The sequence below is a fragment of the Paenibacillus sp. FSL R5-0749 genome, assembly GCF_038595085.1.
Lineage (GTDB): Bacteria > Bacillota > Bacilli > Paenibacillales > Paenibacillaceae > Paenibacillus.
On the sequence record NZ_CP152005.1, the window covers coordinates 2,788,116 to 2,807,324 of the forward strand.

The following is a 19,209-nucleotide window of genomic DNA, read 5'->3' on the forward strand; positions in this document are numbered from 1 at the left end:
GATCGAACATGCCTAATGTCGCTGAAGTGAAGTCTGTACAAATAAAAGAGAGTATCCGCAGGATGTGATATCAAGAGGGTACTCTCTTTGGCATGGGAACAATCAGGCTGTTATTGTCCAGTTCATGCTTCTCTTGCGAGAGAGGCAGCCGAAGGCTTGGGTTCTCTGAACATTACGTAGTACATCAATGATGAAATGACATATAAACTGCCTGTGATGCTGAATGTGATCGCGTAACCCCAGTACGTTCCGTATGTGGTGACCAGATGGGATTGAACAGGGCCCATGGTAGCCCATCCAATCATAAAAGCAGTCTGCATCAGTGAATTGGCGATCCCGCGGCGCTTGTCCGAGATGCGATCCACCAGGATGGCTGAATGAATGGGATTGGCTGCATTCATCAACGCTTGTCTGAATAAGAAACTCAATGAAGCGATGAACAGCAGGTTGGTGAAACCTGTTAATAGAAGGAAGGGCAGCGACATAACCTGGAAAATGACTACGGCTCGTACACTCCCGACCCTTGCGGCCAGGGTAGGACCAATTAGCATGGATACTATCGTCATAATCTGACCAAGTGCAATCAGCAGACTCATGCCACTCAGAGATACCGAGAAGCGATTGGTGAAATACAGATTTAGGTATGGGACAACCAGTCCTGAACCTAATCCGATTAATAACTGGGTTACTACAAACTGACCAATCAGTCGGGAATCTTTTTTCTTGGTGACTGAATCATTTGTGCTTACGGTATTTGTCAAACGTTCTTTAAGATCTGCATTGGGTTGAGGATCAGATTGCGCCGAAGTGGTTGTCTGCGGGACGGCCTTGTCCTCGGTTACAAATAACAGTGGAATGAATGCAGCGAGTGTTGCTGCACCACCAACAAATAATACCGTCTGAAGTCCCGTCACTTTGGCGAGTCCTGCCGTATGTAACAAATCTGCGAATACACCGCCACCTAGGCTACCAAGCACCTGGGAAGCAAGCACAAGGGATGAATAATAACTGAACATCTTCAGCCGCTGGCTTTTCTTGACGTTTTCCGCTAGATAAGGAATGGCCAGTACTTGGAATACACCAGCGAAAAGGCCGGAAAATACCGCGAACCAGATCAGTCCTGTAGCTGAATAATCGAAGGAGCGTCCGATCAGGAAGATTCCGCTGAATAGCGCCCCGGTAATGAGTAGCCGCTTGCGACTGAACAGATCACCACATAGACCGATAGGAACAAACATAATGGCTGTTGCGAGTGATTGAATACTTACGATCTGGCCGTTCATTGTATCATTATAACCCAGCCCCTGAATGTACAGATTGTACAAGACAGAGAACATGCCATTTCCGATCTGATACAGAATGCTTGCCAGGAAAAAAAGTTGAATATTGCGGGACCAGCCGCGAATTTCAGCATGAATCTGTTGTAAAACTCTCAAGTGGTTCCCTCCAGTCTGCCTGTGCAGTCATTCCAGTTTAACAGGAAAGGGGAATTTGCGGAAGAATTGACCACTGTTTATTTTGGTTCAGGGTTATCCAACACACGAGCAATGACGAATCCATCGTAACCTTTGCTTCCCACCGTTTGCAGTGCTGTAGCTTCAAGCCGGGGGTGATCCGCGATTAACTGCAGGAATGATCGAACGCCTTGAACTCTGGGGTCCGTGCTGTCCGTGCGAATCACTTCACCGTCTCTGACGATATTGTCACCAATAATAAGACTTCCCGGTCGAGTCAGTCTCAGGGCCCATCTCAGATAATCGGGATTACTCGGTTTGTCAGCATCGATGAAGATCATATCAAACGGTTCCCTGTATTCTTCCTGAACATCGGGAAGGGTGGTCAGGGCAGGACCAACTCTCAGATCAACTTTGTGCATAAGTCCTGCACGTGTGATATTGGTTCGCGCCAAGTCCGCATGGCGTGATTCCGATTCCAGGGAGACGATACGTCCGTGTTCCGGCAGCGCTCTTGCCATCCAGATGGTACTATAGCCCCCTAATGTGCCGATTTCAAGTACACGGGATGCGCCTTGGATTTGCAGCAGAAGCTGGAGTAACTTTCCTTGATTGGGTGTTACGTCATGAGCGGGCAGTCCAGCTTCGGCATTGGTTTGCAATGTTTGCTCCAGCAGGGAATCGGAGGGGATCAGCAGATCGTTCATGTAGTCATCGACTTGGGTCCAGGTATGCTGGAGATCGGTTGTATTTGTATTTTTCATCTTCAATGTTCCTTCCTTGGTTCTTGTATTGGATTTCATAATTCAACTATAGCTGGAGTAATTGTATAAATAAAATATATATTATGTATGTTAGTATAAATTTAAGTTATGTATTTGATATGGAAGAGGTGTAACACATGAATCTGCATGGATTACGATTATTTCATGCCATCGTGAGATATGGCGGGGTCACTCGTGCCGCAGAGGAACTGAATATTAGTCAGCCTGCTGTATCTTCCCAGGTGAAAAAGTTTGAACGTGAATTGGGAATTCAGCTTTTTGTTTCGGAGGGGAGAAGACTGGTGCTTACGGATGCAGGGATACAGTTAACTGGTTATGCGGAACGGCTGTTCATGCTGGAGCAGGATGTCGAGAATTTTGTGCAGGATTTTCGGGAGGGCAAAAAAGGACTGATCCGTCTTACAGCAACCTATTTGCCTTCGAATTTTCTGTTGCCGGCCTGGATTGCGCGGTTCAAGCAAATGCACGAGGATGTGGAGATTGTTGTGAGCACAACCAACACCCGGATGGCGTTTGACCAGTTACTTCGCTATGAGGCAGAGATTGCAGTGTATGGTGGGAGTGGTATTACACATGTGGGTGTCCAATGGGACGAATTGTTTGACGATGAGATGTGGTTTGTTGTGCACCCAGACCATCCGTATGCGGGCAAAGAAATCAAGCTGCAAGAGATGATGGCAGAACCGTTTATCATGCGCGAAGAAGGCAGTGCTACACGTGAGCGACTCGTGTCCCTATGTACAACCAATAACCTGGCCGCTCCCCGCATTGCGCTTCAGTTCAACGGGCTGAATGAAACGATCAGTGCGGTGAAGGCAGGTTATGGGGCCAACTTCATATCTTCTTTGGTTGTGAAGGAAGATGTGCGGCAAGGTAAGCTCGCACGTGTGTTTGTTCGAGAAGTACAGCTGAGAAATACGGTTGCCGTATGTACACGAGCAGGGGAAGTGTTGTCACCTGCTGCACAGCATCTGGTCAAGTTTATTCGGCAAGAAGCTGCATTGATGAAATAAATAGTGCGATTGCACTTAAAGGATTAAGAGGGTTGCTTATTCGGTATTTAACCTTCACTTTGTTGTGAAGTTCCCCATGCGTGTAATCGGGCGTACAGGGTTACACCGCCAATGATCAGGACGGGAATCCAGACTGCGATCATGGGCACACGGTGGAATAGCAGTGCGGCTGCAATGACACCGACCAAATAGATGACAACAGCACCTGCACGAAGGTAGGCGTCTGTAGACAGGGCTGTGACTAACGATCGAATATTAGCATGTCGCAGTCTTTTAAGGATGCTTACGGTGTCCTCAACCACAGCGGCCAAATTATTGGTTAGCACGGTTGTTGAGATGCCAGCAATGCCGATTCGACGTGCCGCAGTTGTTTGCATTCCCATGGCAACGGCCAGGATGACAATTAACAGGTAGGACAGTTGTTCTGAAAATGGGCTAATCATGGCGATTGCAAACAGAAGGAGCAATATGCTTTCAACTGTAAATACGGCGGTAACCTTAGTAGACCAGCCATTTTTGGTCTGCACAGGTCCAACCATATGTGCTGCAATGGCATTGCCCGCAATAAAACCAATGAGAGCGAGCAGTGACCGGAGCACAACAAATTCCTGAGCTCGGGCAATGGCAATACCCAATAAAACAATATTTCCTGTCATGTTGGCTGTCAGCACATGCCCCAGTCCCAGATATCCGATCAGATCCACCATTCCGGCAGACATACAGAGAAGCAGCATGGCGTATTTTTGGAGGGTACTTTGATTCATTCTATCCGTCCTTTCAAAAGAAACGTAGCCCATCCAGTATACAGCCATAACCCATGCTTCTTCAAAATGAAATTCATAGCGCTGGCTAAGGTGCAGCGAGCCAATCAAACATATTGTTTACCGCAGATTCATGTATTTTCTCGTGAAAATGATGATCCTGCCCGCCATAAGCGTGGAATGTGACGTTTGCACCTCGGCGCTTAAGCCAGTGATACATTCGGGTTCCATGGCTATAATTCACCTGTGTATCCGATGTACCATGCATGATCAGCACCGGACAAGATAGTTTGTTCGCTTTGGATAAGGGAGAACGGGCGAGGTACGCTTCCGGAGCTGCGCGGGGGGAACCACCTAATACCCGCTTCAATGTGCGCCTCAGATCGGTTCGCTCATGGTAAGTGCGTTCCACATCGGAAACACCGCTCCAAAGAACTAATTTATGTACTTTATCCGGTCCCTCATTGTAGGCAGTTGCCGTATGTACAGCATTAATGGCCCCACGCGAGAACCCCATTAATGATATCCGTTTCGGGTCGACAAAAGGTAAACGCTGTATCAACCGATAAGCAGCATGCACATCTTCGGCATCTTTTCCGCCGTACTCGTCACGGCCTTCACCACCTTCGTTGCCACGATAGGATGGGGCGAACACGATATAACCTTGTTGTACAAACTGCTCAAGCCAAACGGTATTTACCCCGCCATAGCTGCCAAGTCCGCCGCGACAATAGATCAGCGCTGGCCACTGTTCCCGTGGGTGTGCGATATCAGGTATGTTTGCAGCAGGGTAGTCGCTGGCGAGTGGTTGCAGATGTAGAGAATTAAGTGTGGAAGTGAAGTCCGGAAAGGCAGTTGAGGCAGAGCGGGGATAAGAAGATTCATATGTCGTAGTATCAGGTAATGAACAACCTCGTGGCAAGAATAAATAAGCTTTAACCCGAAGTGTATCGGATGAATACGTCACTTGATAGAGCAGGGTGATTCACCTCTTTTATTAGTCATGAACGGCAAATGAACGGCCCTTTGACAGGGATGCTTCTATATGATGCTCGTTTAATAATTTCCCATACCTTCTAAGCTAAATCGCCATCCCGAAGGTGAGAAATTCGTTTATTGGCTTCAGATGATTTATAATGGTTCAGGAGACATGTGGATTGACCGCTTGTCCTCATATTCATAAAACTAACTTTAGTGTGCAGAAAGAAAGGAAGAAAGCCATGATGAATGCTCCACATCCAATCGATCAATTCAAGAAATTTAAATATGAAATTACGAGATTTATGATGATCTATAAATTTGCTCTGGATCAAATGGAGACCAAAATTGAAGTATTGAAGGAAGAATTCCAGTCTCTGCATGATTACAGTCCAATTGAGCATACAAAGTCCAGACTGAAATCACCTGAGAGCATTATGAACAAGATGTTCCGCAAAAATCATGAGTTAACGTTTGAGAGCATCAAGCAAAATATCAAGGATATCGCCGGGGTACGGATTACATGTTCCTTTATCTCGGACATCTATCGCATTAAGGATATGCTGTGCAACCAGAGCGATCTGCGTGTACTGGAGGTCAAAGACTACATCGAGAATCCGAAGCCAAATGGCTACCAAAGCCTTCACCTCCTGGTGGAAGTGCCTGTGTACATGTCCAATGGCGAGGAACGAGCATGTGTGGAGATTCAGATTCGTACGATTGCGATGGATTTCTGGGCGAGTCTAGAGCATAAGATTTTTTATAAATACAATAAGGATGTTCCCGAGCATTTGACGAGAGAGCTAAAGAGTGCGGCAGACTCCGCCAATGCACTGGATCAACAGATGGAACGACTTCACCGGGAAATTCAGGAGATTAAGGACGCCGAGAACGAGCGGGATGAAGAAGAACTGCGCCGTATCATTATTAACAACCAACAGTTCACACTGCCGTCCAACTTGCTCAAACTGCTGGGTAGCGGGGAGTAGTACTCGATGAAAAGTACAATAGCTTCATTGAACACGAATCCCACATCCCGTGTACGGATGGCTTTAATTCTGGGGACGCTGTCGGCCTTCGGGCCGTTGTCCCTGGATATGTATTTACCCGCATTACCTACACTGGCTGATGAGTTTGGTTCATCAACTTCGTATGCCCAACTCAGTTTGACAGCTTGTATGATTGGACTTGCGGTTGGGCAGTTGCTTGCCGGACCTCTAAGTGATGTACGTGGTCGACGAACACCGCTCATTGCAGGACTTGTGCTCTATACCATTGCTTCCATACTCTGTCTGGTCAGCCCTACGATGGGCTCTTTTGTTGTGCTGCGATTCATTCAGGGTGTAGCCGGAGCGGCAGGGATCGTCATCTCGCGGGCAATCGTCAGAGACGTATATTCGGGCCCGGAACTGACACGGTTTTTCTCCCTGTTAATGTTGATCAACGGCGTAGCCCCGATTGCTGCACCGATTATTGGTGGACAATTGTTGACGTATACGTCTTGGCGCGGCGTATTTATTTTACTTAGCCTCATCGGTATACTGACGCTGTTGGCTGTTATTTTCGGCCTTGGAGAGACATTGCCTTCCAACCGCAGATCAAGCGGGGGATTGAAACAGACGTTGATTACGTTTCGTCAAATCGCAGGCGATCGTCAGTTTATGGGGTATGCGTTGACCCAGGGTTTCGTGGCGGCTGGCATGTTTGCCTACATATCCGGTTCACCGTTTGTGCTTCAGAAAATATATGGGGTATCCCCGCAAATGTTTAGTATCTGCTTTGCCATCAACGGGCTTGGCATTATTCTGGCCAGTCAGGTTGCCGGCAGACTTGCAGGTAAGGTATCTGAAACCCGGCTGTTAATCGCGGGGCTGCTAACCGCGGCCCTGGGAGGCACATCACTGCTCATCGCCATTCTGGCGGGAGGTAATCTAATCTCTGTACTGATTCCGTTATTTTTGGTGGTATCCAGTGTTGGACTGGTCAATACTGCGTCCTTCGCTCTGGCGATGGCCAATCAGGAGAAGTCGGCAGGAAGTGCGTCTGCGCTTATTGGTGTGATGACGTTCCTGTTCGGTGGCATTGTCGCTCCGCTAGTTGGTCTCGGAGGAGAAGGTACAGCTGTGCCAATGGGAATCGTTATCGCGTGTGCGGATCTCGGTGCCTTGCTGATTTATTTCCTAATGGTCAGTCGGGGCAGGAAGCGTCAGATGGATCAGGCGTTGAGTTAACGATACGGATTCTTTGATTAAAAGAACGAACAAGAGCCTCACTTGGAAGGAATCATACTTCCAAATGAGGCTTTTGCTGTCGCTAAGGACAAGTTTAGCAGAGCGCAAACAAAATCTGTGTATTGGACAGTATGCCTGGCGTGAGAAATGGATAGAAGTACCCCACTACAAAACCGAACAGATTGATGGCAGGCCACATCAGGTACACATCATTGTATGTGAAGACAAGGGACCATCGGTTATAGCAAAAGTTGGGCAGTGCACGTTCTTCGTTTTCTCGCGGTGCCGCTGCACCCGTCTGTGCAAATTGTACAGCTTGAGTGAGACTTTGCGGCTGTTGCTGGAGGAAGAGTGGAAGCAGACCCGGGCTGCTTTTGATCAGGTTATACAGAAAAAGCATCTCTGCGGGAGGCTGACCTACCGGACGCGGATAGGCGCTAAGCAGCGTTGGCAGATTGCCTTGTGCCAGTTGCGCAGGTACGCCCGGTGCTGTACCCGGAATGCCTCCAGGAATATATGGACCTGGTCCTCCGCCTGGAATGAATGGAGGATAGGAGCCTTGACCTCCAGGGGTACCCGGATACGTCTGACCACCTGGGATGCCGCCACCGCCACCTCCTGGGAATAGTGGAGGCAATTGAAAGGAGCGGTCTTCTCCATAACTTAGATAAGGACTATATTCGTAATACATGTATAGAACATCCTTCCTGTCGTCGTATTCTGCATTCAGCATATGGCGGCATCCGCCTATACGTGAATGCCGCCAAGAAGATTTTATATGCTTCGCTCGGACATAATCGAATTGACAATTGAACTGATAACAATTATCATTGTCAATGGAATTGGACAAATGTACATACGGGTATTATATGTATCAATAATAATATCATTGTTTTTGAACGTAGATATCTGTCCCAATACAGCCAATAGGTTTCCATATTGAAAGGGGATAATAAAGTGTTTAAGAGAAATAAAAAGATGATCACACTTTTGATTACGGTGATGGTTATGTCCATCTGGTTAGCAGCATGTGGAGCGAAGCCGGCAGAGAACGGAGCAGCAGGAGAGAACGATACAACAACCGAGACAGAGACGCAAACAGAAGCCGCTACAGAGCGAACCATGACAGATGCAATGGGACACGAAGTGAAAATCCCGGCGAATCCGGAGCGTATTATCGCATCTTATCTAGAAGACAATCTGGTAACACTAGGTGTTAAGCCAGCAGCACAGTGGTCAGTAGCAAACGGCATTCAGGAATATTTGCAAAAAGATCTGAACGGTATTCCAACGATTGCCTTCGATCTTCCTTTTGAAGCGGTAGCAAGTTTCAACCCGGATCTGATTATTATTGGTTCTCAAAGTATGGTTGAAGGAGAAAAATACGAACAGTACAGTAAGATTGCACCTACCTATGTCCTTGGCGATGAGATCAATAGCGACTGGCGTAAAACATTGCTGAAAATCGGTGAGATATTGAATAAGAGTGATGAAGCACAAAAAGCGCTGGATGATTACGAAGTTAAAGCTACAGAAATTAAGGAAAAGATCAACAACGTTACAGGTGGAACGAAATCGGCAGCGGCCATTTGGTTGGTTAGTGGCAAGTTCTTTATTGTAAGTGACAATGTATCAAGTGGAGAAGTAATGTATAAAGAACTTGGCCTTCAAGAGCCTGAAGTTGTAAAAGAAATCTCTGCCAATGCAACAGGTAACTGGTCTTCCATCTCTTTGGAGAAGCTGGCGGAAATGGATGTAGACTACTTGTTCTTTGTGAATAGTGATGAAGGTACTGGGGCGGAAGCACTGAAAGATCCAGTGTGGCAAAGCATTCCGGCTGTGAAAAATGGTAATTTGTTTGAATTCACCCGGTCCAGCAGCTGGTTGTATAGTGGAGTTCAAGCGAACCTTCAAATTATGGAAGACATTCAGAACAGCATTGTTAAATAAGAATTAGTCGATATGAAAAAGCATATTCCTACTCTCTGGTGCAATGGGCCCAGGGAGTTTTTTTGTTAATTCGGCATTTTACGTTATATAATAAATATGAGTGTGTTAACGTGTTTTGAAGTGAAAAGGACACTTATTACACGAGCAGGGAAGGGGATATTACATATGTATACATTGGATCCACGCGAAATAACGGGAAGAGACAACTATAAACTGATGAGTGGTTCGGTGGTACCACGTCCTATTGCTTTTGTGACGACACGTTCAGATGAGAATGATGTGATCAATGCAGCGCCTTTCAGTTTTTTCAATGTGGTTAGTTCGGACCCACCGCTGTTATCCATATCCGTTGCACGTAAAGACGGCAGGATGAAAGATACTGCACGTAATGTGCTTGCTCATAAAGAGTTGGTCGTGCATATATGTGATGAAGCAATCATAGCAGAAGTAAATGAGACAGCAGCTATCCTTGAACCTCATGAAAGTGAGCTTGAGCGGACGAAACTGACTACAGTACCAAGTACAAAGGTCACCGTGCCGGGAATAAAGGAAGCCCTTATTCGAATGGAGTGTGAGCTGTATCAGCACATTCCCATTACCAACGATGATGGCAAACCGATGAGTGATTTGCTACTGGTACGCATAGTACAGTATCATTTCAGCGAACAAGTCTATAATCCGGACAAGGGGTATATCCTGATGGATCATTTAAAACCAGTCAGCCGACTTGCGGGTAATGATTATGCCAAGCTCGGAGAGAGATTTACCATAATACGCCCTGAATAGGTATGAAAGATCTTATATGTAATTTGTGAAAGGGTTTAATTTTGTAGATAAAGGCGGACAACCTATGCGAAACTCGCATAGGTTGTCCGCCTTTCGTTGTGATATGAACATAAATGGGACAGGGATTGAATAGACTTGTACTATAACCTGCACATTTTTATATGAACCTATTTGATATATAGGTCGTTTAACAAGCCCACTTTTGATGAGAAAGACAAGATTATATAGGGGGTTAAGCTGATGAACCAGCTTGAGGAAACTACAGGGGCAAGTATTATGGGAATAGGAACGGCTTGGCCAGCCCACCGTATTGAACAAAAGGATGTGTCTGCCCGTCTCGCACAGGCACTGGAACATGAGCCGGATGCGAGACGATGGGCGAAACGGATCTTTAATCAGTGCGGTGTGGAGACTCGTTATACGTGTGAACCGAATCTGCTTGAGCCTGTTGATTCTTGCCGATACTTACCTTTCACGAGTAGGGAGGAAGTTCCGACTACATCCGAGCGCATGGGCAAATACAAAGCTGCTGCTGTTCCCCTTGGTCTGGAGGCGGCCGTACAAGCGCTTCAGGATGCGGACGTATCCTCCTCGAAAATTACACATCTCATTACAGTGAGTTGCACGGGCCAATTCCTGCCCGGACTTGATGTTCGGCTGATCCAGCAGCTTGAACTGTCACCGCAGATTAACCGGATTCCGCTGGTGTTTCAAGGATGTGCAGCGGGTCTGAAGGCGATACAACTGGCGAATTCCATTGTAACGACCGATCAGAAGGCCATGGTTCTCATCGTGTGTGTGGAGCTGTGCACGCTTCATTTTCAGCCATCTTCCAAACGGGACGACCTGTATGCTGCATCGTTCTTCGGTGATGGTGCATCTGCCTGTGTTATTGGTGCGTCCGGAACAGACCGTAATGAATGTTTTCGACTAGGGCGTGGGTACTCAACGCTGCTCCCGGATTGTGCAGAAGAAATGATCTGGGAAGTGGGCAATACAGGCTTTGACCTCTATCTGTCACCACAGATTCCAAAGCTGCTTGGTCTGCATCTTGGGCCAGAGGTTGAGCGACTTCTCGAGGGGGGGAGTTTACCTGAAATATGGGCGATCCATCCGGGAGGCAGAGGCATCGTGGATGCCGTTCAGAAGCTGTATCAGTTGACAGATGAGCAGGTCTCATACAGTCGTAACATCCTGCGGGATTATGGCAACCTGTCGTCTGTGACAATTCTCTTTGTACTTCAAGCCATCCGCGAGGATTACAGACAAAAAGAAGATTACTCGAGTGGAATAGCGCTTGCCTTTGGACCCGGACTGACCGCAGAATTACTCCCTTTTACATACATTCCTGTGCCCATGGCGAACAGAACACCTGTGAAGCAAGGCATCCATTAGTTCGCGAATCCGAGTGAAGGAGACATGCACCGCAAGTGGCTGGATGTGCGTACGATCTTACCGATGAACGCAATCGAATGACTAATCTGATCGCAGAGGAGCTTAGGTATGGCTTATCGCAGACTTGCTGCCTTCATCAGCCGATATCCACGGTTCATTATTCTCTGCTGGGTATTTATCATCGGGATGTCAGCGGTCTGGGCGTGGAGGTTGCCTGACATTGTCCAGGATCACGGATTGAGACGGGTTCACGGGGATGCGCAAGCCGTAGAGCTTGTTCTGGAGGACGAATTCGCTTCTCCTGCGAATCCGGTTATTCTGGTTTTTGAGAAAAAGGATAATACCTCGCCGTTAGCGTTCCGACAGTGGATCAGGGAGCGTCTGACACAGGTTCAAGTGTTGCCTGCGGTAAGCTCTGTCACGTTCCCGCTGGATGCTGGCGAAAGGGTGACGCTGCAAAATCACAGGGCATATGCCCTTGTGAAGATGGATGTGCCCCCACATCAGATGGGTCCTCCAATTGAGCAGTTGCGCGCCTTGCTGGCAACAGACGGTCCAGGTACGGTCCAATTGACCGGCAAGACCGTCGTACAACAGGATGTGAATCATCTGAGTTTTCGTGACCTGGAACGGGCAGAGATGGTGGGGCTGCCGATTGCCCTAATCGTTCTGTGCTGCGCTTTCAGGGGGTTATATGCCGCATTGATTGCTGTCATGATGGGCATCAGTGCTGTGATTACAGCGATGGGAGCCACAACGCTCCTTGGTTATCATCTGGAATTGTCCAACTTTATCATTAACGTTATTCCCATGGTGGGCATGGCACTCAGTATAGATTTTGCCCTGATCATCCTGAGCAGGTACAGGGAAGAAGTTCAGCGGGCCTATAAAGATGAAGGTGCAGCTAATATTCCGGGAAGAAGCCTGGTTATGCAGAGCGAGATTCTTCAAAGAACATTACGTACAGCAGGCAGAGCAGTGTTGTTCTCGGCAGCTTGCGTACTCCTCGGGCTGCTGGGTCTGCTCTGGATCAGGCTGCCAATGTTTCTGAGTGTCTCCTTGGGGGCCGTCACTGTTCTGCTTCTATCACTATTGTTAAATCTTACACTGCTGCCAGCTCTACTGTCACTGTTCGCGGATCGCGTCTTCAGGCAAAATTCAATTCATTCGTTACCTAGAGGTTCAGTGTGGCACAGATGGTCAGCGATGGTCATGAAACGTCCAGTCAGCATGGCAATTGGAGGTACGATCGTGCTGCTCCTGTGTGTCTATCCAGTGACCCGGCTGGAACTGTCTGTCCCGGATGCCTCTTCACTGCCAGCCAGAATGGAGTCCCGCCAGGCAGCAGAGCTGTTGCAGCATGATTATGGGCAAAAGAATACCTCCACCATCGAGATCGTGATTGGTGCACAGCAGGAACGGTTAACTACCTCACACTGGCAGACGGCCCACAACAAAGCATGTCAATTACTTCAGGACTCGGACGTATTGAGCATTGTTTCACCATGGGGCCTATTACAGCCTAATCAGAATGGCTCACCAAACCTGTTTACAATTCCATCGTTGTCGCCTTCCATAGAAGGCAAGGAGTCAACAAGGACGGCATGGCTGCGTTCAACGGTCTCTGATTATTCCATACGATTGGTAGCCACCGTGCATGGGGAGCCTGGATCGGAGCAGGTCGCAGATTGGCTGAAACGGATGAGGAATAGCGATCATGCACTAGGTTCCAACAATGTAAAACTGCGTTATGGTGGGGAAGCTGCCAAGCAGGATGAAATCATGCAGGAAGTTACACATCAACTGCCTAAAGTGCTGGTATTTGTAGTCGTCACCAATTATCTTGTGTTACTGGCGGCATTCCGATCTCTACTCATTCCAATCAAAGCGATTGTGATGAATCTGCTCAGCTTAGCCGCTTCATTTGGCATTTTGGTATGGGTGTTTAATGAAGGACATCTGGGCATGGAGCAATCAGACATTGCCATTATGATCCCTGTATTCATTGCAGGATTGGTGTTTGGCATATCCATGGATTATGGGGTATTTATGTTAAGTCGTATTCAGGAGGTGTACAGACGAACAGGAGACAGTGATGGAGCTGTCCAACAAGGACTGGCTTCTACCGGTCGTCTGGTCACTTCCGCAGCGGCAATTCTACTTGCGGTGACTGTGCCGTTTGCTTTTGCTGAAGTTGCAGGTGTGAGGCAATTAGGGATTGGAATCACGGCAGCGGTATTGATTGACGTTACATTGATCCGCCTAATATTGGTACCTGCGTTGATGAGATTAATGGGCAGGTGGAACTGGTGGCTGCCAGGTCAGATCAAATGAAGGGTATTTCCGTAACCTGTCTTCAGGTTGGAGATATCCTTTTTGGCTAGAAATCGTATGATTCTATTCAAAACAGGCAAACATGTTCAATTCATGGGAGACATCAATGTTCTATAATGGATGGGATTCATTCCATATGACAGTCTTCTATCTACGTTATCTTTACGAAAAACAGGAGGGACACAGGCCCATGTCGGATATTGAAGCCTATTTACAACAACAAACGAATCTCCGTGGACGTTCCGCATATCAGGCAGATCAACCCCTGGAGTTATGGCGCAGTCAGTTATGTACCCGCGTGAAAGAGCGGCTGGGCGGTTTTCCAACCAGGGACGCAGCATTGAATCCTGTCTTACTGGAGCGCATCCCATGTGACGGGTATATCCGGGAGCGGGTTGAGATCACGACCTATGCCGGGCTCCGTATGCCTGTGTATGTATTGATTCCAGGGGATGGAAGCACTACCGAGGTGAGAAGACCTGCTATCGTTGCTTGTCATGGGCATGGCTATGGTAGCCGAGAGATCTCTGGTATGGAACCGGATGGTTCACCACGGACTGGAGAGCCCGGATTACACAAGGACTTTGCAGTAGCGCTTGTGAAGCGTGGATATGTGGTTGCGGCTCCAGAGCTGCTCGGGTTCGGTGATCGAAGACTGGCAGAGGACCGCGATACGCCACCAGGGGTAAGCTCCTGTACGAAGATTGCGGCGCATCTGCTCATGGTGGGGAAGACTCTCGCCGGGCACAGGGTATATGAAACAACTAGAGTACTGGATTATCTATTGACCCGACCAGAAGTGGATACGGAGCGAATTGGAAGCATGGGTATCTCGGGTGGTGGTCTGGTTACGGCATTTTCAGCCGCATTGGATGAACGCTTCCATGCAGCTGTAGTAAGTGGCTATGCAAGTACATTCCAGGGCAGCATACTGGATCGCAACCATTGTCTGGACAATTATGTGCCAGGTATCCTGCGTGAAGCGGAGTTGCCCGATCTCATCGGCTTGATTGTACCTAGACCACTCTTTATTGAAGCTGGAAGTGATGATCAGGTATTTCCGCTCGATGCAGCAAGAGAGGCCTATAAGCGATTGACATACATCTATGAACAAGCGGGGGCATCAGAAGCACTGGATGCGGATTTCTTTACAGGTGGACATGAGATTAGCGGAGCGAAGGCCTATGACTGGCTTGATCGAGTTCTGTAAAGTTGTGGATCATGCACCAACCTAATATGGATTCGAGAGGAGAATTCAGTGATGAAATGGTCAACATTGGTAAAGTTTCTGCTCTGTTTTATTCTGTTTGCAAGTACGTTGAGCATCGGTCTGGGAAGCAGTGGAGGGCAAGTTGCCAAGGCAGCAACGGACAATTACAGATTTGATTTTGGTTCGGGTCCGGTTGAGAGCGGTTACACAGGCGTGTCCGCAGGAGATGCCTACACGGCTACCAAAGGGTATGGGTTCAATACACCAGCCAATATGCGAAATGTGTCTGCTTCTGGAAGCGGAGTAATGAGTGACGCCGTACAGTTTCTGACGTTTGGCACGAAGAGCAACAACACCTTCAATGTGAACCTGTCCAATGGCCTATATGAGGTCAAAGTGGTTCTGGGCAATACAGCCAGAGCAAGTGTGGCGGCAGAAGGGGTGTACCAGATCATCAACATGACGGGCAACGGGGCGACGGATCAATTTCAAATTCCGATAACTGATGGGCAACTCAATCTGCTCATTACGGAAGGAAAAGCAGGTACTGCATTTACACTCAGCGCACTCGAGATTCGGAAGATATCCAATCAGACCGTAACCAACCGCACGATCTATATCGGTGGTGACTCAACAGTTTGTAATTACTATCCGCTTGGCAGCAGTGTTCAAGGAGGGTGGGGACAGCTGTTACCGTCTTATGTGAACAACGCTACGTTCCAGGTTCGTAATATGGCATCAAGTGGTCAGTTTGCGAGAGGATTCCGCGACGATGGTCAGATGGAGGCGATTCTGAAGTATATCAAGCCGGGAGATTATTTTATTTTGCAATTCGGGATTAACGATACCAATGCCAAGAACAATACAACGGAGGCGCAGTTTAAAGAGATTATGCGGGATATGGTGCGTCAGGCGAAGAACAAAGGAGCAACGGTTATCCTCTCCACGCCACAAGGCCGGGCAACAGACTTTAATACAGCCAATGTACATCAAGCGGAGAACCGCTGGTATAATCAATCGACTCGTGCACTGGCTCAGGAAGAGGGGGTCACACTGGTTGAACTGAATAAGTTGAGTTCTGCTTATTTCACGTCCGTTGGTCCGGCGGCAACACTCGCTCTGTATATGACGGGGGATAGTCTGCATCCGAATCGTCAAGGTGCTGCCCAGCTTGCACGCATTGTGGCTGCGGATCTGAAAAGACAGGGATTGAGTGGATTCTAACGATGAATATTATCTGCCTGCATGATCCGGATATGATATGAACTGCGTATGATAAATTAAAAAATACCCCCGGGAACAGCCCGCGAAAAGGGCGGGTGATCCTTGGGGGTATTCGCTATGTCTGAGATGGAGGATCACTCCATCATGTCTTTGGCTTCATGGTTCACCTTTTTACCTTTTAACAAGGGTTCCAGTTCATCTTGTACACTCTGCTCCCACAGTGGTACATCTGTGCGATAGGCGGCCCGTCCGTTCAGATGTCCGGCGACCGGAGCCGTGATGAATACAAACAGGATACCTAACAACAAACGGGCACTGATATAGTTATCGAAGTACCAGAAGTAGAAAAACGTAGCGCTTAGTACACAGAACACGCCAAGCGTCATACTTTTGGTTGCGGCATGGGCTCGTAGATATACATCGGGCAGACGAATAAGTCCGAACGCACTGAGGGCGCTAAGCAATGCACCAAGCAGTACGAGTAAACCTATGGCTGTTTCAGCGGTTACCTTAACGATCTCCATCATTTTTGAATACCGCCCCCCGTTCAATATAACGTGCAAATGCCACTGTACTTAGGAAAGCCAGAATACCAATGAGCAAGATGATATCTAGATAGGCCTGGGTTTGCAGCATCATCGACAGAACGGCAACGATAGCAATCACATTGATACCGATGGTGTCCAATGCTGTGATCCGATCAGCCATGGATGGTCCCCGAAGCACCCTATACAAGCACCCTAGTATGGCTAAGGAGAGAATGAGCAGTGAGATGAACAACAGTGAGGATAACATTAACGCGTCACCTCCATAATTGCTTTTTCGAATGTGTTTTGAATATTATCTCTCATTTTCTGTTCATCCTTGATATCTAGCGCGTGGATAAACAGTTTGCGTTGGTTACCCGAGATCTCAAGTGGCAGAGAACCCGGTGTTAATGAAATAAGTAGGCAGAGCAGGGTGACCTCCCAATCCGAGGACAATTGAGTTTTATACGTAAAAATACCGGGCCTTATGTCGAGCTTGGGCTTGATAATCTGGCGTATAACCTCAATGCTGGCTCGCACGAGTTCCTTGAACAGTAATGTAATCAGTTTACAGATGGCCCAGACTCGAACAATATAGAAGCGCTGGGGGAAGAATCTCCGCATCCCCCCGATGAGAAGTAGTCCGAGCAGGTAACCTATGAGAAAACCAACACCATTCCAGGCGTTGTTCAAAAACATCCATACAAAGGCAATGATAAGATTAAGTACAATCTGAAAGGCCATGGACATCTACTCCTTCAATACGGCATCAATATAAATATTGGGATGCAGTAGAATATCGCCTGCGCGGGAGGTCAATTGGAACATGCCTTCAGCCCCCACACCCATTACGATGATGAATACAAACAGAATTCCGGCAGGAATCAGCAGGCCGTTCACCGCGTAAGGCCGTCTTGCAACACCGGCAGGCGGTTCGCCCCAGAATGCTTGTATGAAGATGCGCAGTACCGAATATAACATTAACAAGCTGGAGAGCACCGCAATGCCGGTCAGACCATACAAGCCTGCCTGCAAGCCACCTTCGAAGAGAAGCAACTTCCCCGGAAAACCACTGAATGGAGGCAAGCCCGCCAAGGCAAGTGCGCTAATGAAGAACATCCAGCCGAGCAGCGGATAGCGATGGATCAACCCGCCCATGTTGTCCAGTTTGGATGTTCCGGCAACTGCGATCAAGGCACCCCCGAGCAGGAAGAGCAATGTTTTGATTAACATGTCATGAAGCATGTAGAAGAGCAGACCTTCCAGCGCTGGACGACTGGCTGAAGCCATACCAAAAGCGACAAAACCTACACCTGCAACCACGTTGTAGATGAGAATTTTGTTCACATCGCGGTACGAGATTGCACCGATAACACCAAGAACCATCGTAGCACCAGCCATCCATCCGATCAGGGCATGGAAGAAATCAGGATCATGATAGAAGATCAGTGTGAATGTTCGCACAATGGCGTATAAGCCAACCTTGGTAAGCAATCCTGCGAACAATGCAGTGACGACAGCAGGTGGTGCCGCATAAGAGCCCGACAGCCAGAAGAACAGGAACAGTCCGGCCTTGATGCTGAATACAATCAGGAAGAGAACAGCAATTAAGGTAATGACACCGCTCTGTCCCACTTCAGCAATTTTTACGGACAAGTCTGCCATGTTCAGTGTGCCTGTAATGGAGTAAAGGAAACCAATGGAAGCGACAAACAGGGCTGAAGAAACGATGTTAATCAAGACATATTTGATCGTTTCACGAAGCTGCCTTTCCGTACTACCCAATACAATCAGTGCATAGGAAGAGATCAGCATCAGCTCAAAGCAAACAAACAAATTGAACAAATCTCCGGTTAGGAATGAACCGTTAACTCCCGCGATCAGAAAATGAAAGAACGGATAGAAGTGATGTTCTTCTCTCTCCTTGTTTACACTGCGGAATGCATACAGCAGACAAGCCAGCGCAATGATGGAAGCAGCAACCACAAGCAACGCAGACACCATGTCAGCAACTAGCACAATACCATAGGGAGGTGCCCATCCGCCCATATTAAGCGTGAGCACTCCAGTTTGAGTTACACGAGTAATAAGTATCGTTGAGACCGCTGCTGTAAACAAAAGCCCGATGACACTAATGATCCGCTGGATATTTGTTTTTCGGAAAAAGAGCAAAGCCAGAACACCTGTGATTAAAGGCAACAGAATCGGCAGAACGACGAGATTATTCATATGGGCGCCCCCTTACTTCTTCCATATCGTCTGTTTTTAATTTCAGATAAGAACGATAAGAGAGAACAAAGAAGAACGCAGTGAGTCCAAAATTAATTACAATAGAAGTTAGTATTAACGCCTGAGGAAGAGGATCGACATAGCGCTCGGCCATCTCCCCAAGCAGGGGTGGTGCCCCGGTTTTGAGACGTGACATGGTGATCAAGAGCAGATGTACACCATGGGTTAGTATGGACATGCCAAGTACGATACGGAGCAGGCTCCGCGACAAGATTAAAAATACGGCAACCGCAAACAGAATGCCAACGGCTACACACATCAATATTTCCATA

The 19,209-nt window shown here is 47.8% G+C and carries 19 protein-coding genes; 9 read left to right on the forward strand and 10 right to left on the reverse strand.

The features are described 5' to 3' along the window. Nucleotides 1–122 precede the first annotated feature (122 nt). Together MKY85_RS12615 and MKY85_RS12620 are read right to left on the reverse strand one after the other, a co-directional pair. Nucleotides 123–1,436, reverse strand: coding sequence for an MFS transporter (locus tag MKY85_RS12615; protein ID WP_339242041.1), 1,314 nt, complete (start codon nucleotides 1,434–1,436; stop codon nucleotides 123–125). 77 nt (nucleotides 1,437–1,513) lie between these two features. Beyond that, nucleotides 1,514–2,218 (reverse strand): O-methyltransferase, encoded by a 705-nt coding sequence (locus tag MKY85_RS12620; protein ID WP_342572734.1) that lies wholly within the window; start codon nucleotides 2,216–2,218, stop codon nucleotides 1,514–1,516. A gap of 137 nt (nucleotides 2,219–2,355) precedes the next feature. Between MKY85_RS12620 and MKY85_RS12625 the strand changes: the two genes are divergently transcribed. Continuing rightward, nucleotides 2,356–3,252 carry a LysR family transcriptional regulator gene (locus tag MKY85_RS12625; RefSeq protein ID WP_342572735.1) on the forward strand — a complete coding sequence of 299 codons (897 nt, stop codon included), beginning with the start codon at nucleotides 2,356–2,358 and terminating at the stop codon, nucleotides 3,250–3,252. A gap of 47 nt (nucleotides 3,253–3,299) precedes the next feature. On the opposite strand, the gene MKY85_RS12630 is transcribed toward MKY85_RS12625, so the two are convergent. Both MKY85_RS12630 and MKY85_RS12635 read right to left on the reverse strand, forming a co-directional pair. Next, on the reverse strand, nucleotides 3,300–4,016 hold the full coding sequence (locus tag MKY85_RS12630) for a YoaK family protein (RefSeq protein ID WP_339242047.1): 717 nt from the start codon (nucleotides 4,014–4,016) through the stop codon (nucleotides 3,300–3,302). An 85-nt stretch (nucleotides 4,017–4,101) separates the two neighbouring features. After that, nucleotides 4,102–4,935 carry a prolyl oligopeptidase family serine peptidase gene (locus MKY85_RS12635; protein ID WP_342572736.1) on the reverse strand — a complete coding sequence of 278 codons (834 nt, stop codon included), beginning with the start codon at nucleotides 4,933–4,935 and terminating at the stop codon, nucleotides 4,102–4,104. A gap of 301 nt (nucleotides 4,936–5,236) precedes the next feature. Here MKY85_RS12635 and MKY85_RS12640 point away from each other — a divergent pair, with 301 nt between their 5' ends. After that, entirely contained in the window at nucleotides 5,237–5,980 is a 744-nt protein-coding gene (locus MKY85_RS12640) for a GTP pyrophosphokinase family protein (protein ID WP_062834047.1), read from the forward strand. 6 nt (nucleotides 5,981–5,986) lie between these two features. Continuing rightward, a complete protein-coding gene (locus MKY85_RS12645; RefSeq protein ID WP_342572737.1) occupies nucleotides 5,987–7,222 on the forward strand; it encodes a multidrug effflux MFS transporter in 1,236 nt (411 codons plus the stop codon). A 94-nt stretch (nucleotides 7,223–7,316) separates the two neighbouring features. Here the strand turns inward: MKY85_RS12645 and MKY85_RS12650 are convergent, their stop codons facing one another. Continuing rightward, the gene (locus MKY85_RS12650; RefSeq protein WP_342572738.1) at nucleotides 7,317–7,955 is read right to left on the reverse strand and encodes a hypothetical protein; all 639 of its coding nucleotides are present in this window, start codon (nucleotides 7,953–7,955) and stop codon (nucleotides 7,317–7,319) included. Nucleotides 7,956–8,179: 224 nt separating this feature from the next. Here MKY85_RS12650 and MKY85_RS12655 point away from each other — a divergent pair, with 224 nt between their 5' ends. The 6 genes from MKY85_RS12655 (at nucleotide 8,180) to MKY85_RS12680 (ending at nucleotide 16,121) form a co-directional block, all read left to right on the forward strand. Further along, entirely contained in the window at nucleotides 8,180–9,172 is a 993-nt protein-coding gene (locus MKY85_RS12655; RefSeq protein ID WP_339242056.1) for an iron-hydroxamate ABC transporter substrate-binding protein, read from the forward strand. 165 nt (nucleotides 9,173–9,337) lie between these two features. Next, nucleotides 9,338–9,958, forward strand: coding sequence for a flavin reductase family protein (locus MKY85_RS12660; RefSeq protein WP_339242058.1), 621 nt, complete (start codon nucleotides 9,338–9,340; stop codon nucleotides 9,956–9,958). Nucleotides 9,959–10,198: 240 nt separating this feature from the next. Then, the gene (locus MKY85_RS12665) at nucleotides 10,199–11,353 is read left to right on the forward strand and encodes a type III polyketide synthase (protein WP_342572739.1); all 1,155 of its coding nucleotides are present in this window, start codon (nucleotides 10,199–10,201) and stop codon (nucleotides 11,351–11,353) included. 108 nt (nucleotides 11,354–11,461) lie between these two features. Further along, a complete protein-coding gene (locus MKY85_RS12670) occupies nucleotides 11,462–13,687 on the forward strand; it encodes an MMPL family transporter (RefSeq protein ID WP_342572740.1) in 2,226 nt (741 codons plus the stop codon). Between the two features lie 190 nt (nucleotides 13,688–13,877). After that, on the forward strand, nucleotides 13,878–14,897 hold the full coding sequence (locus MKY85_RS12675) for an alpha/beta hydrolase family protein (RefSeq protein WP_339260751.1): 1,020 nt from the start codon (nucleotides 13,878–13,880) through the stop codon (nucleotides 14,895–14,897). Between the two features lie 51 nt (nucleotides 14,898–14,948). Further along, nucleotides 14,949–16,121: a GDSL-type esterase/lipase family protein gene (locus MKY85_RS12680; RefSeq protein WP_342572741.1), complete on the forward strand. Its 1,173-nt coding sequence runs from the start codon at nucleotides 14,949–14,951 to the stop codon at nucleotides 16,119–16,121. 134 nt (nucleotides 16,122–16,255) lie between these two features. Here the strand turns inward: MKY85_RS12680 and mnhG are convergent, their stop codons facing one another. Genes mnhG through MKY85_RS12705 form a run of 5 tightly spaced genes read right to left on the reverse strand, consistent with a single transcriptional unit; the run spans nucleotide 16,256 to nucleotide 19,208 of the window. Beyond that, on the reverse strand, nucleotides 16,256–16,648 hold the full coding sequence (gene mnhG / locus MKY85_RS12685; RefSeq protein ID WP_076249568.1) for a monovalent cation/H(+) antiporter subunit G: 393 nt from the start codon (nucleotides 16,646–16,648) through the stop codon (nucleotides 16,256–16,258). After that, the gene (locus MKY85_RS12690; RefSeq protein ID WP_017688855.1) at nucleotides 16,632–16,916 is read right to left on the reverse strand and encodes a Na(+)/H(+) antiporter subunit F1; all 285 of its coding nucleotides are present in this window, start codon (nucleotides 16,914–16,916) and stop codon (nucleotides 16,632–16,634) included. Before MKY85_RS12690 ends, mnhG begins: the two co-directional genes overlap by 17 nt. Next, nucleotides 16,916–17,392, reverse strand: coding sequence for a Na+/H+ antiporter subunit E (locus MKY85_RS12695; protein WP_339242068.1), 477 nt, complete (start codon nucleotides 17,390–17,392; stop codon nucleotides 16,916–16,918). The genes MKY85_RS12690 and MKY85_RS12695 overlap by 1 nt, the downstream gene beginning before the upstream one ends. Nucleotides 17,393–17,398: 6 nt before the next feature. After that, nucleotides 17,399–18,877: a Na+/H+ antiporter subunit D gene (locus MKY85_RS12700; RefSeq protein ID WP_339242070.1), complete on the reverse strand. Its 1,479-nt coding sequence runs from the start codon at nucleotides 18,875–18,877 to the stop codon at nucleotides 17,399–17,401. Continuing rightward, nucleotides 18,870–19,208 (reverse strand): Na(+)/H(+) antiporter subunit C, encoded by a 339-nt coding sequence (locus tag MKY85_RS12705; RefSeq protein WP_036670645.1) that lies wholly within the window; start codon nucleotides 19,206–19,208, stop codon nucleotides 18,870–18,872. Before MKY85_RS12705 ends, MKY85_RS12700 begins: the two co-directional genes overlap by 8 nt. Between the last annotated feature and the right edge of the window lies 1 nt (nucleotide 19,209).